This is a genomic window from Rugamonas rubra (genome assembly GCF_900114705.1).
GTDB lineage: Bacteria > Pseudomonadota > Gammaproteobacteria > Burkholderiales > Burkholderiaceae_D > Rugamonas > Rugamonas rubra.
This window is the reverse complement of the sequence record NZ_FOTW01000018.1, coordinates 76722-91941: the sequence shown is the minus strand read 5'-3', so window position 1 is coordinate 91941 and position 15220 is coordinate 76722. Positions and strand designations below refer to the sequence as shown.

Here is a 15220-nt window from a genome sequence, read left to right as displayed (position 1 = left end):
TCAGTTTAGTTTACTGTTTCACAATGCTTACGAATGGTATCCCTACTTAACCCAGTCAGTGAATTCACGGAGCGTTGGCTTAAACCCGCATCTGTCAAATTTTGTGCGACCTCAATTTTCTCGGCCTTTGACAATGAATTAATGCGTTGCTCAATTAAGAGAGTTAGGCTATCAGTAAGCGCAACTCCTGAAACGACCTGATTCCTTCTCAACTGCGATATGATTCGTTTTAGATCGCTAAATGACATTCCGGAAAGCACAATTGGAAGCGCATCGAGAAGTCCCTTTGGAACTTCGTGCTCTTCACCTATCCAGCTGCTCAATGCGGCTCGAATACTTACCTCGTTTGGTAGTGGGAACTCAACAATCATGTCGAATCGGCGCCAAATAGCTGGATCTAGTAGATCAGGATGGTTGGTCGCAGCAAGCATTAATCCGTGCGCTGGCCAGGAGTCAATTTCCTGCAGAAGCACGGTAACAAGCCTCTTCAGCTCACCTACCTCAGTAACATCGTCTCGTCGTTTTGCGAGTGCATCCAGTTCATCTAAAAACAGCACACAGTCGACTGATTTCGCATAGTCCAAAATATTTCTAATATTGTTCCCGGTACGCCCAAGGAAACTGCTCATGACAGCTGCCAGATCGACCGTTAGCAATGGTAAACCCAATGATTTCGCCAGCCACTTTGCAGCCAACGACTTACCGACACCTGGAGCTCCAGTGAAAAGCAAGCTCCTAGTCGGCGCAAGATTCGCAAAAGCGAGTTCTTTGAACTTTGCACGCTCAATCAATACCTGTTCTAGTTTTGCCTTTACTGGCTCTTGCCAAATTGGCAGTACATCTAAAGAAATCTCGTCATCGAGGCGAGCCAGCTGAAGACGCGAATCTAAGTCAACAGGCAAACGGTCAAGCTGCTCTCCTCTCAACATTGCATTTCGCGATGGATTTGAATCTTGGGCAAGAGTTACCAACTGTTCACCGACAACGGGGTCAAATCTTGCAACTTTTCTCGCAATTTTTCTCACATAGGCGACGATGTCCGCACGATTTCCTGCTAACGCCAATCTAGCAAGATGGACCAAACCATCAGAATCCAAATAAATGTTGTCCATGAAAATCCCCTTTAATTCTATAGCACTACAAAGCATAGTGGAACAATTGTAAAACAATACTTCAATTTTAGTCCAAATTGTACGGCAAAATAGCTGTGTAAACAATCAGTATTTGCCTATTCCGCACGGAAATTCTTAGATTCGCGGCTGGCGGCACACTGCCTCAAGTCGCGCCAGCCAAAGCGACCTCTGCAAAAGCAGCCACTGCAGCGTCAGTTGTGCTACGCGATGGCCCTACAAGCGCGGCAGCGAAAAGTGCAACCGGATCAACTTTGGCTCAACGAGCAAAGAAATGAGGGCAAACCTCCTCCATGGCTGCGCTTACCATGCCAGCGTTGACTGGGGCAATCTAACCCGACACTCTCGCTTGATAACTTACGCCCGCTACGTCACGTCGCACACCTGCGTACATGCTCCGTTGCCGCCCGAACACATCACGGGTAACCGGGGGAGGGGTTGAAACCGAACAGCTGGACATCGCTAGTGCGGAAACCTTCCCAGAACAGGGAAGGAGGATATATAGACGAAAAAAAAGCCCACTTTCGCGGGCTTTGTTCCAATGTATTACCAATAGTTTAATCGTGTGCCGGATGCCAGTGCTATCTGCAAAGTGCCTCCAGAGTCTCGGGCGCCCATGCTATCTGCGTGGTGCCCCCAACGTGTAAATCGACCATCGTATTCGGAATTACAAATCCAAGCTTTTGTCGCCATGCACAAACCAAACTTACACAACCCGGTTTGTGGCGCATGCCTTGGATAGTGGGACTGTCTGCATGCAAACCTCACCACTGAACGTAGTGTATCACAGATATTTGTGCAGCGCACAAATTATTTACATCCACTTTTGCCGGCGCTACAGCACCGCCGGCTCCAGCAGGGTCAAGCTCTGCTGCTCGGTGTCGAAGCGGGCCTGCAGGCCGAGCGGCAAGGTGAACTGGTCGCGGATGTGGCCGAAGGAGTAGCCGGTGGCCGACGGCAGCTTGAGCGGCAGCAGGTGCTGGTCCAACGTCTGCTCCAGGCTCAGCGACACCTCGTCGGCGGGCGGCGCGCATTTTTCGAACACGCCCAACATCATCGCCGCCGCGTGCTCGAAACCCTCGCTCAATTGCAGCTGGGTCATCATGCGGTCGATGCGGTAGGGCTCCTCGCTCACGTCCTCCAAGAACACGATGGCCTGGCGGAAATCGGCGGCGTAGGGCGTGCCGGCCAGCGCGGCGACCATGCTCAGGTTGCCGCCCATCAGGCGGCCGCTGGCCTGGCCGGCGTGCACGGTGCGCAGAGCGTACTGCGGCGCCGCCACGGCGCGGGCGCGGTTCTCCTGCGCCATGGGGATGGTGTAGTGGGCCTGCGGCGCCATCAGCAGGTTCTGCAGATGGTTGCGGGTGTAGTCGGAGAACGGCGTCGACAGCACCGGGCCGTGGAAGCTGACCAGCCCGGCGCGCCGCTGCAGCGCCAGGTGCAGCGCGGTGACGTCGGAAAAGCCCAGCAGGATCTTGGGATTGCTGCGGATCAGCTTGTAGTTCAGATGGGACAGCAGCGCGATGCAGCCGGAGCCGCCGCGTATCGCCCACACGGCCTTGACCTCGGGATCGAGGAACATGGCGTGCAGGTCGGCGACGCGGTGTTCGACGCTGCCGCCGTAGTTGCCGTAGACCTCGCCCAGGTGGGCGCCCAGCTTGGCGCGCAGGCCCAGCGCCTGCAAATTCTGCACAGCCTGTTCGAGGGCCGCCGGATTCGACGGCCCGGCCGGCGCGACGATGCCGACTAGGTCGCCGCTGTGCAGCCTGGTCGGCTTGAGCAGGTGTTGTTTCATGGCCTTGCCTCCCCGGGTGGTGCGCGCGCCGGCCAGCGCCGTGGCCGGCTGGGCCGCCGCCACGGCGGCGCCGGCCAGCAGGGCGCCGAAGCGGCGCCGGCTCAGTGGTGCTGGATCGGACATCGCTACCTTTCTGTTGGTTCAACACGCCGTCAAAGGCCCCCCCAAAAGACCAGGGGTCTGACTCCCCGCCTTGGCGCCGTACGGGGTCAGACCCCGACCGTCGCGCATTTTCGGGGTCGGGTTGAAACAGCGCCGTCCGGTTCCCGCTTAGAGGAACTTGTACTTGAACAGCAGCGTCAGCTGGCGGCCGCGCGCGTCGGCCACGCGCGGGTCCCAACCGGCGCCAACCACCTCGTCGACGTTGTGCGCGGTGAACGGCGGGTCGGTGTTGAGCAGGTTCTTGATGCCGACGGTGAAGGTGGCGTTCTTGATGCCGCCGTAGGTGGCCGACACGTCGTACGTGGTGTAGCTGCTGACGTCGGCCTTGAAGCCGGCCGGCGGCGCGCCCTTGCCGCCGTTGGGCAGCTGGTCCTTGTAGCCGGCGCTGTAGTTCTGCGTCAACAGGCCGCTCCAGTCGCCGCGCGCCACGCCCAGGCTGGCGTTGTGCTTCCAGCGCAGGTAGATGTCGCGGGTGTAGAAGTTGCCCACCAGTTCCTTGTACTGCTGGCCCTGGATCTCGGCGAACTTGAAGCTCTTGGTCCAGGTGCCGTCCAGCGCGGCGTTCCATTTGTAGCCGGACAGCAGGCCCTCGCCGCGCAGGCCGAGGTCGGCGCCACGGGTGCGCAGGCCGGCGGCGTTGATCCAGCCGGCCTGGATGTAGTTGATGGTGTTGTCCGGGTTGCGGATGATGTTGGCGGACAGCGCGGCGGCGTTGGCCAGCACCACCTGCGGCGTGCGGTTCAGGATGCGGTCCTGCACGTTGATGGCCCAGAAGTCGAGCGAGGCGGAATAGCCCTTGACCGGCTCGATCACCATGCCCAGCGTGCCCTGCTTGGAGGTCTCCGGACGCAGCTTGCTGTTGCCGCCGGTCTGGTAGGGCTGGCGCGAGATGGCGCAGAAGGCCGGGTCGCCCGGATGGGTCGGGCAGAAGATCGGGTCGATGATGCCGTTTGGCAGTTCCTGCGACAGCTGGGCCGAATACAGCTGGGTGAAGCTGGGCGCCAGGAAGCCCTTGTTGGCCGAGCCGCGGAACAGCAGCGTGCTGGCCGGCTGGTAGCGGAAGGCCAGCTTGGGATTGGTGGTGGCGCCGAACACGCTGTAGTGGTCGCGGCGCAGCGCCAGTTGCAACTCCAGGTCCTTGGTCACCGGCACCAGCAGCTCGGTGAAGATGGCGCGCACGTCGCGGCTGGTGTTGGTCAGCGCGGCGTTGCCCGGCGCCAGCAGGATGCCGGTGGCGTCGACGTTCTGGCCGAAGTCGTAACCCTCGCGGCGCAGGTCGAAGCCGGCGGCGATGGCCAGCGCGCCGGCCGGCAACTGCAGCAGCTCGCCGGAGACGGTGCCGTCGAGCTGGGTCAGCGTGGTCTTGCCGTGCTGGAAGTCGCCACGGAACTTGGTCGATTCGATCAGGCTGCTCGCCTCGGCGGTCTGGCTTTGGCCCGGCGCCAGCCACGGGTTGATGACGCCGCTGGCCAGCGCCGAATAGATCTTGCTGGTGTAGCCGTAGCCGTCGGTCAACGCGGTCTTGGTCTGGCTCTCGGCGCGCGACAGGCCGGCCTTGTAGTCCCACTTGCCGAGGAAGGTGCCCTCGGCGGCGATCAGCAGACGGGCGCTGTCGGTGATGTTCTCCTGGGTGCGGTCGCCCCACTCGGTGGCGCGCCACTTGTAGATGATGGGCTTGGTCTTGTCGAAGCTGGGGATGAAGGCCGACAAGTCCTGGTAGTAGGCGCCGCCGACCGGGTAGGCGTTCTTGTTGGCCAGGCTGGTCTGGATCTGCACCGGCGTCAGGATCGCCGTCGCCTTGGTGCGCGAGTACATGCCCTCGAACGCCAGCTTGTGATCGGCGTTCAGTTGCAGCGTGCCGCGCGAGATGGCGTTGAGGCGCTCGACCGGGAAGCTGATGGCGTAGTCGGCGCCGTAGTCGTAGGCGCAGGAATACTTGCTGCGCAGCGGGGAGGTGACGTCCTTCCACAGATCGGTCTGGTACTGCGACATGCCGGGCACGCTGTCGCACTTGCCTTGCAGGCTGAGCTGGTTGGCCTGCAGGTAGGTGCTGCTGTCGCCGGGCACCTGGAAGCCGGTGCCCAGCGCCGTGCCGGCGCCGCTCAGTTGGGTGGCGAAGGGCGTGCCGGTGGTGTCGGGCGACAGGCCGCGCGCCGGCTGGAAGCCGTTGACGAACTTGCGGTCCGACGAGCTGAGCTTGTCGTCCTTGTCGTAGGTCACGCTGGCCATGATGTTGTAGCCGTCGTCGGCCAGCTTGCCCTTGCCGGCCAGCAGGGAGAGGCGGCGGGTCTGGCCGCCGCCCTGTTGGGTGACGTTGGTCGAGGCGCTGGCCTCGACGCCGTCGTAGTTCTCGCGCAGGATGAAGTTCATCACGCCGCCGACGGCGTCGGTGCCGTAGATGGCCGAGGCGCCGTCCTTGAGGATCTCGACGCGGGCGATGGCGCCCAGCGGAATCGAGTTCAGGTCGACCGCCTTGCCGCTGGCGCCGTGGCTGGCGATGCGGCGGCCGTTGAGCAGCACCAGCGTCGAGTTCGGTCCCAGCCCGCGCAGCGAGGCGAAGGAGGCGCCGCCGCTGACGCGGTCGGCGTCGGCGCCGAAGACGTTGTTGCCGGAGGTCATGTTGTCGGCGCCGGTGCCGTTGGCCGACAGGGTGCGCACCAGTTGCTCGGTGCTGGTGATGCCGGATTTTTCGATGGTGTCGAAGCTCACCACCTGGATCGGCAGGGCGCCTTCCTTGGCGATGCGCTTGATGCTACTGCCGGTGATTTCGATCCGCTGGATGGGCGCGGCGTCCTGCGCCATGGCGTCGTTGGCGAACGGTGCGACGGCACCGATCAGCGCAAGCATGTGCGCCAGTTTCTTGACCTTCAAAGTTGTTCTCCCTAAATGTGCTTGCACCGAATGCGCTTGTTTCCGCTCTTTTTTATCGACTTGTTGACCGGCGATGGCGGCAAAATCCACGCCTTGCCTAGATCATTGCTTTATTACTAGCAATTCAGAGTAGCGCCATGCAAACCCGGCCAGCCAATGAAATGTTCTAAGGCAACCATAACCTTTTGGAATGGTCGCGCCGTCCGTCAGGGTGTTATCTTAGCGGATCGTTGGCGTTCGGAAATATTGATGTCGAGGTAACGCCACGCGGTGAACTCGACTGGATGGCGTTTGTAGTTTTTTAACCACGGTTGGCGGATGTCGGCCGAGATCGGATGGGTCAGCAGCACCCACGGCGCGTAGGCGTGCAGCAACTGCGCCATCTCGCGGTAGAGGCGGGCGCGTTCGGCCGAGTCGGGCAGCTGGCGGGCCTGCTCGTAGCGCTGGTTGAAGGCCGGCAGGTTGAAGCGGGCGTAGTTGGCGCGGCCGCTGTTGGCGCCGTACAGCAGCTGGTAGAAGTTGTCGCCGTCGGGGAAGTCGGCGATCCAGTTGGTTTCGAACATCATCACCTTGCCCAGGCGGGAGGCCTTGATGACCTCGGTTTTCTTGTCGCTCTTGAAGCTCACGCGCAGGCCGATGGCGTTCAGGCTCTTGCGCCAGAACTCGTCGCGCAGCCGGCCCACGGTGGACGGCTCGGAGTGCATCAGCAGGGTCAGCGGCTTGCCGTCGGGCAGGGTGCGGAAGCCGTCCTTGCCCAGGCGGTAGCCGAAGCGCTCGAGCAGCGCGCGCGCCAGCGCCGGGTCGTAGCCCTCGGGCGCGCGGTAGGCCGGGTCGTAGCCCAGCACGTTGGGCGGCAGCGGCGTTTCGGCCGGCAGCGCCAGGCCCTTCTTCAGCAGGGCGATGTCCTCGGCGCTGTTGTAGCCGAGCGCGATGGCGCGGCGCAACGCCACCTTGTCCTTGCCGTAGCCGCCGATCAGCGGGTCGTCCATGTTCATCCACATGTAGTAGGTTTGCAGCACCGGGAAGGTGGACAGCACCAGGCCCTGGCGCGCCAGCGCCGGCTTCAGCGCGGGCGCGCCGCTGCCGGGCGCCAACACCATGTCCTTCAGCGATTCCGGCACCTGCTCCAGGTAGTCGAACTCGCCGTTGAGGAAGCCCAGCATGCGCGACTGGTACTCCTCCATGATCTTCACCTCGACGCGGTCGACCAGCGGCAGGCGGCGCCCCTCCAAGCCGGCGGCCAGCGCGCGGTCCTCCGGCGCGACGTTGGCGCCGGCGTGGAACACGGTGGGGCGGAAGTCCGGGTTGGCCAGCAGGGTGATCTTGTCGCTGTGCTTCCACGTGCCCATCATGAAGGCGGCGCTGCCGACCGGGTGGTTGCCGGCTTGGCCGGGATAGGCCTCGATCACCTCGCGCGCCACCACGCCGGTGGCCGGGATGGCCAGGTAGAAGAGGAAGTTCGGGTCGGGCTTGGTCAGGCGGATGCGCAGGGTGTATTTGTCGACGGCTTGCAGGCCGGCGACGGCGCTGTCGTAGCCGAATTTGTCGGCGGCGAGGGCGCCGTCGCCGACGATTTTGCCTTCGAGTAGGAACAACCAGGGCGATTTCAGGGTCGGGTCGTACAGGCGCTTGAGGCTGTAGACGTAGTCCTGCGCCGTCACCTCGCGCTTGACGCCCTTGAAGGCCGGGTCGGGCGTGAAGTAGATGCCGGGTCGCAGCTCGAAGGTGTAGCTCAGGCCGCCGTCCTCGACCGTGGGCATGGCGCGCAGCGTGTTTTCCTGCAACTTGACCGGGCGCGCCAGGTAGTCGTAGCGCAGCAGCGGGTCGAACAGGTTTTCCAGCAGGCTCAGGCTGGCCAGGTCGGAGGCGACGGCGGGGTCCAGGCCCGTCTCGCCGGTGCTGAGGAAGGCGTGCAACACCTTGGCCGGCGCGGCGGCGGCGGCGGTATCGGCAGCGCCGGCGGCGGCATGGGCAGTGCCGGCCAGCGCCAGCAGCGCGGCCAAGGCGGCCACGGCGGCCATGCTTGCCTTGTTACACAGTTTCTTCATATGCGATCCAGTCAATAAGGGCTGCCCAGCGTGATCCGATCTGTCCACCGGGCGCAGGCTAAGCCCGGCCGGCACGGCGCGCCAATGAAATCAGACCGGCAGCATATAACTTTTTGGCATGTTCCAAGCGCATTCTTTCACTAGGCGGAGGCGGGCTGGCCCTATACTTTCAACATTGCTCAATATGCTTCAGGAAAATTTCGATCTATGTCGCTCAATTACATCTGGTCCGGCTTCTTTCTGGTCGGCTTCGCCGCCGCCTTCGCGCAGTGGATCTTCCTTGGCGACACCGAGATTTTCAAACGCATTATCGACGGCACCTTCGACTCGGCCAAGTCCGGCGTGATGGACATCGCCTTGCCGCTGGCCGGTGTGATGACGCTGTGGCTGGGCATCATGAACATCGGCGAGAAGGCCGGCGTGGTCGACCTGCTGGCGCGCGTCATCGCCCCCTTCTTCTCGCGCATCTTCCCCGACGTGCCGAAGAACCACCCGGCCACCGGCCACATGGTGATGAATTTTTCGGCCAACCTGCTCGGCCTGGACAACGCCGCCACCCCCTTCGGCCTGAAGGCGATGGAAAGCCTGCAAACCCTCAACCCCAACAAGGACGAGGCCAGCAACGCGCAGATCATGTTCCTGGTGCTGCACACCTCCGGCCTGACCCTGATCCCGCTGGCCATCATGGCGCAGCGCTCCATCCTCGGCGCCGCCGACCCGTCGGACATCTTCATCCCCTGCATGATCGCCACCTATGTCGCCACCCTGGTCGGCATCATCGCCGTGTCGATCCGCCAGCGCATCAACCTGCTCAACCGCGTCGTGCTGAGCTGGCTGGGCGGCATGACCGCCGCCATCGCCGGCATGATCTTCTACTTCACCCAGTATTTGAGCAAGGAGGAGATCGAACTGGTCTCCAAGGTGGTCAGCAACCTGGTGCTGATACTGGTCATCGCCACGTTCATCATCGGCGCGCTGCGCCGCAAGGTCAACGTCTACGAGGCCTTCATCGAGGGCGCCAAGGGCGGCATCCAAACCTCGCTGACGGTGATCCCCTACCTGGTCGGCATGCTGGTGGCGATCAGCGTGATCCGCAACGCCGGCGTGTTCGGCTTCGTCGTCGAGGGCTTCAACTGGTTCTTCTCCCTGCTCGGCATCAACACCGACTTCGTGCCGGCGCTGCCGACCGCCATGATGAAGCCGCTCAGCGGCAGCGGCTCGAAGGCGATGATGATCGACGCCATGAAAACCTACGGCGTCGACTCCTTCGTCGGCCGCCTCGCCTGCGTGTTCCAGGGCTCGGCCGACACCACCTTCTACATCGTCGCCCTGTACTTCGGCTCGGTCGGCATCCGCAAGACGCGCTACGCCATCTCCTGCGGCCTGATCGCCGACTTCGCCGGCGTGGTGGCGGCCATCTTCGTCGCCTACCTGTTCTTCCATTGATACCGTGAGCACGCCCATGATTCGTCGCCTCCTGTTGCCCACCCTGCTGGCCGGCCTGCTGGCCGCCGCCGGCGCCGCCCACGCCATCTTGCCCGAGCCGATAAGGCAGATGCTGCAGGCCGCCAACATCCCGCAGGACGCCGTCGGCGTCGTCGTGCTGCGCGGCCCGCGCACCCTGCTGTGGCACGGCGGCGAGCGCAGCATGCAGCCGGCCTCGACCATGAAGCTGCTGACCACCATGGCCGCGCTGGAGCAGCTCGGCCCGGTGTTCCGTGGCCGCACCGAGCTGCGCAGCGAAGCCGAGCTGGTCAAGGGCGTACTGCATGGCGACCTGTACCTGCGCGGCGGCGCCGACAGCGACCTCAACGAGGACGCGCTGTACCACATGCTGCAAGCGCTGCGCAACCAGGGCATCCGCAAGATCAAGGGCGACATCGTGCTCGACCGCCAGCTGTTCCAGCCGGCCCGGCTCGACGCCGAACTGCCGGCCTTCGACGAATATCCCTACGCCTACTACAACGTGGTGCCGGACGCGCTGCTGGTCAACACCAACCTGCTCAAGCTCGACATGGAATCTTCCGGCAACAGAATGAAACTGGTGCTGATGCCCGCGCTGGACAAGGTCAGCGTGGCCTCCGAGCTCAAGCTGATCGACGCCCCCTGCGCCGACTGGGAAGCCGGCTGGAAAGCGCCCGAGGTCGAACGGCGCGGCGGCAAGCTGAAGGTTGTTCTGCGCGGCACCTTCCCCAAGGATTGCAGCAAGTCGACCAGCATCAACGTGCTCGACCGCCACGACTACCTGGAGCGGCTGCTGCGCACCACCTGGGGCCGGCTGGGAGGCAGCCTGGGCGGCGAGGTGCGCGAGGCCGGCGCCGACCAGGCCACGCCGGCCGGCGCCCGCCTGCTGAGCGCGCACCAGTCGCGCACCCTGGCCGAGGTGCTACGCGACACCAACAAGCAGTCCGACAACACCCTGGCCCACACCCTCTTCCTCAGCCTGGGCAGCCTGGAGGCGGACGCCGCGCTCGGCAGCAAGCCCCTGCCGCCCGAGCCGTCCGGCCAGACCACGGCGGCGCGCGCCAACCTGGCGGTGCGCAACTGGATGAGCGAGCGGGGCATCGACCAACAAGGCCTGGTGCTGGAGAACGGTTCCGGCCTGTCGCGCGTCGAGCGGATCCGGCCGGCCCAGCTGGCCGCGGTGTTGCAGGCGGCGCAGCGCAGCCTGTGGGCGCCCGAGTTCGCCGCCAGCCTGCCCATCGCCGCGCTCGACGGCACCATGCGCAAGCGCCTGAAGGACAGCCCGGCGGCGCTGCGCGCGCGCCTCAAAACCGGCAGCCTGAGCGGCGTGGCGGCGCTGGCCGGCTTCGTGCCCGACGCGGCCAACCAGCAATGCGTGGTGGTGGCCATGATCAACGACGCCCACGCCGCCAACGGCGCCGGCCGCGCCGTGCTCGACGCCCTGGTCGACTGGGTCGCGCGCAGCGACGCCAACACCCTGCCCTGAACCGCAAAAACCAGGCGGGGTCAGTGCCGACATTCGGACACAAGCTCAGCCGTTCCTACAGTAGGCGAGTCCACTCAAATTGCCGAATAGCTGAGGCCGTGTCCGAATGTCGGCACTGACCCCGATTCTCTATCCGGCCAACTAAGATGGATACGATGTCACACTCTAAACGTCAATACGCTACCGCGTTTTGCTTGCTTGGTTTTACCGCCGTTTGCGGGCTGTGGCTCGGCGAACATCAAGCCGGGCCGCTACCCGTTCGCGACCTTTTGGGCGCCATCGCAATCGCGGCCATTGCCGCATTGGCGCTTTGGCGCGGCGGCCGCGCCATGGCTGTGGCTGCGGCTATTGGCGTTGTGTTGATCTTCGGCACGGCATGGACAATTGGCGCGCGGGAGGCGAGACTGGCTTTCAATGCATGTGTTGAAAACGGCGAGCTGGTGCGTGTGGCTTTGGCACACTACCATTCAATGCACGGACGCTATCCGACCACGCTGGCCGAGCTCGCTGTGCCGGTGCCGGGCGCGCTACGCTTGCCGCCCCACGTGCTGCGCTATCGCAGCGATGCCAGCGGCTACCGCTTGTCGTTCTCCGATTGGCTGGTGCAACACGAGGCAAGCGAGTCCCGTCCATTCGAGGCCAACAAGTAGCCGCCGCGCCCGCTACAGCACCCGCGTGTAGTGTTGCCGCACCAGCGCGCGGTCGCCGCAGTCGAAGTGCCACCACTCGCTGTGGATGCCGACCCAGCCGGCTTGGAACATGGCGTCGCGCAGCAGTTGGCGGTTGGCGACGTGCTGCGCCTCCAGCTCGCCGGCCGCCAGCAGGCGGTCCTCCAGCGCCGGATGGGAACGCTCGCTGAGGTCGTCGAAGCCGGTGCCCATGTCGAGCTCGCGGCCGGCGGCGTCGACGATGGTGAGGTCGACCGCCATGCCGAAGGAGTGGATCGAGCCGCGCCCCGGCTCGGCGATGTAGCCCAGCAGCTCGGTGCCCTGCAGCGCCTGCCACAGCTGCTCCTGCACCCGCTGCGGGCGCAGCGCGTCGAGCACCAGCAGGCGGTGGTCGGAGCGGCGCATGGCCAGCCAGGCGACGGCCCGCTGCAGCGCGGCGGCGGCGTCGCGGTGCAGCCAGGCGCAGTCGAGCGGGTTGTACAGGTCGCGGCCGACGAAGTTGTCCGCCGTGGCGTAGCGCAGGTCGATGCCGATGCCGTCCACCGCCGACAGGTGGCGGAAGTCCGGGTCGGCGGCGATCGCCTCGCAGGGGATGCGGGCGCTCATGCCGGCCCCCGCGCCAGGCAGGCGCGCGCGGCGCCGCCGATGCAGTTGGCCAGCTGGCGGGCGCCGTGCGACAGCGGCGAGTGGCTGGCCGTCAACAGGAACAGCTGCACCGGGATGGCCGGCGCCCACGGCCGCCGCTGCACCAGCGCGGCCGAGGCGGTGGCCGCCGTGAACGGGTCGACCACGGCCATGCCGCCGCCGGCCTCGACCAGCGAGCGGGCGATCTGGTAGGTCTGCACCACGGTGCGGAACACCGGCTGGATGTGCTGCGCCTCGCAGGCGGCCACCACCAGTTCGCCGAGCGGGTCGTTCTCGGCGTGGCCGATCAGGTCGCCGACCAGGCCGGGCGCGCTCAGCGGCGTCTGGCACTCGTCGGCGCGCCAGTAGCCGGCCGGCGCGATCACCGTCATCACGCCCTGGGCGATCGGCTCGGCGACGATGCCGGGGTGGCGCGGGTCCTGCAGCGACAGGGCCAGGTCGGCCTCGCCCAGGCGCAGCGTGTTGACGATCTCGCTGGTGTGGTGGGTGGCCAGCTGGCAGGGCGTCTGCGTGAAGTCCTGGCGCCAGGCGCTCATCGCCTGCGGCAGCACGCTGATGGCGATGGTCGGCGTGGCGCACAGGCGGATGGTCTCGACGGCGCGCCCCTTCAGGCTGGCGGCCAGGCGGCGGATGCCCTGCAGGTCGCGGTTGAGTTTTTCCGTCTCGGCGAACAGGCGGTGCGCCTCGGGCTTGGGGTAGAGCTTGCCACGGACGCGCTCGAACAGCGGCATGCCCAGCTGCAGCTCGCAGTGCTGCAGCACCTTGGTCACGGCCGGCTGCGAGATGTGCAACACCTGCGCCGCGCCACTGATGGTGCCGACCTGCATGATGGCGTGGAACACTTCAATGTGGCGCAGACGCATGTGCTTCTTTCATAAGTGGGGCGGCAGTGCCGGGCGACGCTTCAGTTCGACTCGACCGGCTCGGCCGGCGGTGGTGCGGCCGGCACCACCGCCGCCGCCGGCGCGGCGGGGACGGCCACGGGGACGGCGGCGGGAGCCGGGAGCGAAGCGGGCGTCGGTGCCGGTACGGCGACCGGAATCGCCGCCGGGGCCGGCGTCGAAGCGGATGCCGGAGCGGGCACAGGCACCGCCGGCCGCACCGACAGCGCCGCCGGGCTGGTCAGCACGTCGAGGATGGCGGCGCACTCGGCGTCCGGCACGCCGTCGAACTTGGCCGGCCGGTATTTGGACTGGAAGGCGATCAACACGTTGCGCGTGGCCGGGTCGAGCAGGCCGTTCTGCGGCACCGCGTAGCCGTGCTGGGCCAGCTTCTTCTGGAACCAGGCCGGGTCCGGCACCTGGGCGGCGAACACGGGCTGGCGGGCGGCGACCTGGACGGCGTCCGGCCACAGCACCAGGCCGGCGTCGGCCAGTTGCCTCCACGGGAACATCGGCCCCGGGTCCTGCTTGCGCTGCGGCGCGATGTCGCTGTGGCCGAGTATGTTCTCCGGCACGATGTTGTGGCGCGCCACGATCTGCTTGAGCAGCGGAATCAGCTGGTCGATCTGCGCCTGCTTGAACGGATACCAGACGCGGCCCTCGGCCGTGTCGCGGAAGCCCGGGTTGACGATCTCGATGCCGATCGAGCTGGCGTTCAGGTGGGTGTAGGTCTTCCAGTTGCTGACGCCGGCGTGGTTGGCCTGCCGCGACTCGTCGACCAGCGTGTAGAACAAGGGCTCGTCGCTGTCGGTGAGCAGATAGTGGGCGCTCACTTCCTGCTGGGTGAGGATCTTGATCGAGCGCGGCAGGTCGCTCACCGTGTAGTGCAGCACGATGAACTTGACCCGGTCGCTCTGGCTGCGCGCGGTGTAGCTGTGGTCCAGCCGGGGGCCGGGCGCGGCGCAGCCGGCCAGCAGGGCGATCAGCGACGTCAACAGCAGGGTCTTCTTCATGGGCGGTCTCGTGGCGGGCCGGGCGGAGCGCTCGCCGCCGGGCCGGAAAATGGGGTCAGACTGGAGTGTATTGCAATTCGCGCCGCCGCGTGGTGGGGCTGCGCCACCGCCTGGCGCAGGAACAGCTCCGGCGGCAGCGCGGCGCGCATCGACACGGCGATCAGCGGGTGCAGCTGGGCGGCGCGGCCGGCCAGCACGATGGGCCGCGCGCCGTAGCGCGACACCAGCGCCAGCGCCAGCCGGGCCAGCTCGACGCCGGCCTGTTCGAGGATCTGGCGCGACTGCGCGTCGTCGGCGGCGCTGGCGGCGACGGCCAGCGCCAGCTTGCCGATGGCGCCCCGGTCCTGGCCGTAGATGAACTGGCGCGAGGCGTCCCAGTCGCTGCCGCCGACGTGGGCGAAGACGGCGCGCGCCAGCGCCGAGTCCCGCCAGGCGCCCGGCGCCTCGTCCTCGCGGCGCCAGATGTGGCGCATCGCCTCGCGGGCGATCCAGAAGCCGCCGCCGCCGTCGTCCAGGGTCACGCCGCGGCCGCCGGCGCGGTGGAAGGCGCCGGCGGCGTCGATCCAGGCGGCGATCGAGCCGGTGCCGGCGTAGACCAGGTAGCCCTGGCCGGGCTGGAAGCTGTCGAGGTAGGCGATTTCGATGTCGTTGCGCAGTTGCACGGCGGGCGCCGGCACGGCCAGCAGCTCGGCCAGCCAGGCGGCCAGCTGGGCGCCGTCGCCGCCGAAGCCGGTCAGGCCGGCGCAGACGGCGGCCGGCCGGGCCAGCGCGCGCACCTGCCCGGCCAGGGTGGCGAAGATGGCGCGCACCGCGTCGCGGCCGGCCGGGGTGGCCAGTTGCAGGGCGGACAGGCCGTCGACATTGCCTTCGGCCATAATGTGGCCGGCCGCCGAGGCCAGCGCCCAGCGCGTGCGGCTGCCGCCGGCGTCGATGCCCAGGCCGGGGGCGGAGTCGGGGGGCGTGCTCAGCGTGTCGATTGCCAATCTCTCCTGCGGGTGTCTACGGCGGCCCGGGATGGGGCGGGCCGCCAACGAGTGTAAAGCCAAACGCGGCGTGG

General features: G+C 65.8%; 11 protein-coding genes. 3 read left to right on the top strand and 8 right to left on the bottom strand.

Annotation, left to right across the window (positions count from 1 at the left end):
• Window positions 1-5 precede the first annotated feature (5 nt).
• The 4 genes from BM252_RS19010 to BM252_RS18995 all read right to left on the bottom strand — a co-directional run bounded on the left by BM252_RS19010 (window position 6) and on the right by BM252_RS18995 (window position 8006).
• Window positions 6-1112 (bottom strand): AAA family ATPase, encoded by a 1107-nt coding sequence (locus tag BM252_RS19010; RefSeq protein WP_174900585.1) that lies wholly within the window; start codon window positions 1110-1112, stop codon window positions 6-8.
• 853 nt (window positions 1113-1965) lie between these two features.
• Window positions 1966-3048: a S66 peptidase family protein gene (locus BM252_RS19005; RefSeq protein WP_093389249.1), complete on the bottom strand. Its 1083-nt coding sequence runs from the start codon at window positions 3046-3048 to the stop codon at window positions 1966-1968.
• 147 nt (window positions 3049-3195) lie between these two features.
• Window positions 3196-5958 (bottom strand): TonB-dependent receptor domain-containing protein, encoded by a 2763-nt coding sequence (locus BM252_RS19000; protein WP_093389248.1) that lies wholly within the window; start codon window positions 5956-5958, stop codon window positions 3196-3198.
• A 206-nt stretch (window positions 5959-6164) separates the two neighbouring features.
• Window positions 6165-8006: an ABC transporter substrate-binding protein gene (locus tag BM252_RS18995; protein ID WP_245774338.1), complete on the bottom strand. Its 1842-nt coding sequence runs from the start codon at window positions 8004-8006 to the stop codon at window positions 6165-6167.
• 207 nt (window positions 8007-8213) lie between these two features.
• Between BM252_RS18995 and BM252_RS18990 the strand changes: the two genes are divergently transcribed.
• From BM252_RS18990 to BM252_RS30300, 3 genes are all read left to right on the top strand, one after another.
• Window positions 8214-9452 carry a nucleoside recognition domain-containing protein gene (locus tag BM252_RS18990; RefSeq protein WP_093389246.1) on the top strand — a complete coding sequence of 413 codons (1239 nt, stop codon included), beginning with the start codon at window positions 8214-8216 and terminating at the stop codon, window positions 9450-9452.
• Window positions 9453-9468: 16 nt separating this feature from the next.
• Window positions 9469-10956, top strand: a complete 1488-nt coding sequence (gene dacB, locus BM252_RS18985) for a D-alanyl-D-alanine carboxypeptidase/D-alanyl-D-alanine endopeptidase (RefSeq protein ID WP_093389245.1) — start codon at window positions 9469-9471, stop codon at window positions 10954-10956.
• Between the two features lie 155 nt (window positions 10957-11111).
• Complete coding sequence (locus BM252_RS30300; RefSeq protein WP_139236611.1) at window positions 11112-11606, top strand: hypothetical protein; 495 nt, start codon at window positions 11112-11114, stop codon at window positions 11604-11606.
• A 12-nt stretch (window positions 11607-11618) separates the two neighbouring features.
• On the opposite strand, the gene BM252_RS18975 is transcribed toward BM252_RS30300, so the two are convergent.
• From BM252_RS18975 to BM252_RS18960, 4 genes are read right to left on the bottom strand one after another with little or no spacing between them, the layout of a single operon-like run.
• The gene (locus BM252_RS18975) at window positions 11619-12230 is read right to left on the bottom strand and encodes a M15 family metallopeptidase (RefSeq protein ID WP_093389243.1); all 612 of its coding nucleotides are present in this window, start codon (window positions 12228-12230) and stop codon (window positions 11619-11621) included.
• Window positions 12227-13132, bottom strand: a complete 906-nt coding sequence (locus tag BM252_RS18970) for a LysR family transcriptional regulator (protein WP_093389242.1) — start codon at window positions 13130-13132, stop codon at window positions 12227-12229. Before BM252_RS18970 ends, BM252_RS18975 begins: the two co-directional genes overlap by 4 nt.
• Window positions 13133-13173: 41 nt before the next feature.
• Complete coding sequence (locus BM252_RS18965) at window positions 13174-14163, bottom strand: peptidoglycan recognition protein family protein (RefSeq protein ID WP_093389241.1); 990 nt, start codon at window positions 14161-14163, stop codon at window positions 13174-13176.
• Window positions 14160-15140, bottom strand: a complete 981-nt coding sequence (locus BM252_RS18960) for an N-acetylglucosamine kinase (protein WP_425442343.1) — start codon at window positions 15138-15140, stop codon at window positions 14160-14162. Before BM252_RS18960 ends, BM252_RS18965 begins: the two co-directional genes overlap by 4 nt.
• Window positions 15141-15220: the final 80 nt, after the last annotated feature.

Bases quoted from the DNA above. Each gene is read 5' to 3' on its own strand.
- BM252_RS18970 (WP_093389242.1), bottom strand. From the start codon at position 13,132: ATGCGTCTGCGCCACATTGAAGTGTTCCACGCCATCATGCAGGTCGGC.
- BM252_RS19005 (WP_093389249.1), bottom strand. From the start codon at position 3,048: ATGTCCGATCCAGCACCACTGAGCCGGCGCCGCTTCGGCGCCCTGCTG.
- BM252_RS18975 (WP_093389243.1), bottom strand. From the start codon at position 12,230: ATGAGCGCCCGCATCCCCTGCGAGGCGATCGCCGCCGACCCGGACTTC.
- dacB (WP_093389245.1), top strand. From the start codon at position 9,469: ATGATTCGTCGCCTCCTGTTGCCCACCCTGCTGGCCGGCCTGCTGGCC.
- BM252_RS18965 (WP_093389241.1), bottom strand. From the start codon at position 14,163: ATGAAGAAGACCCTGCTGTTGACGTCGCTGATCGCCCTGCTGGCCGGC.
- BM252_RS18990 (WP_093389246.1), top strand. From the start codon at position 8,214: ATGTCGCTCAATTACATCTGGTCCGGCTTCTTTCTGGTCGGCTTCGCC.
- BM252_RS30300 (WP_139236611.1), top strand. From the start codon at position 11,112: ATGTCACACTCTAAACGTCAATACGCTACCGCGTTTTGCTTGCTTGGT.
- BM252_RS18995 (WP_245774338.1), bottom strand. From the start codon at position 8,006: ATGAAGAAACTGTGTAACAAGGCAAGCATGGCCGCCGTGGCCGCCTTG.
- BM252_RS19010 (WP_174900585.1), bottom strand. From the start codon at position 1,112: ATGGACAACATTTATTTGGATTCTGATGGTTTGGTCCATCTTGCTAGA.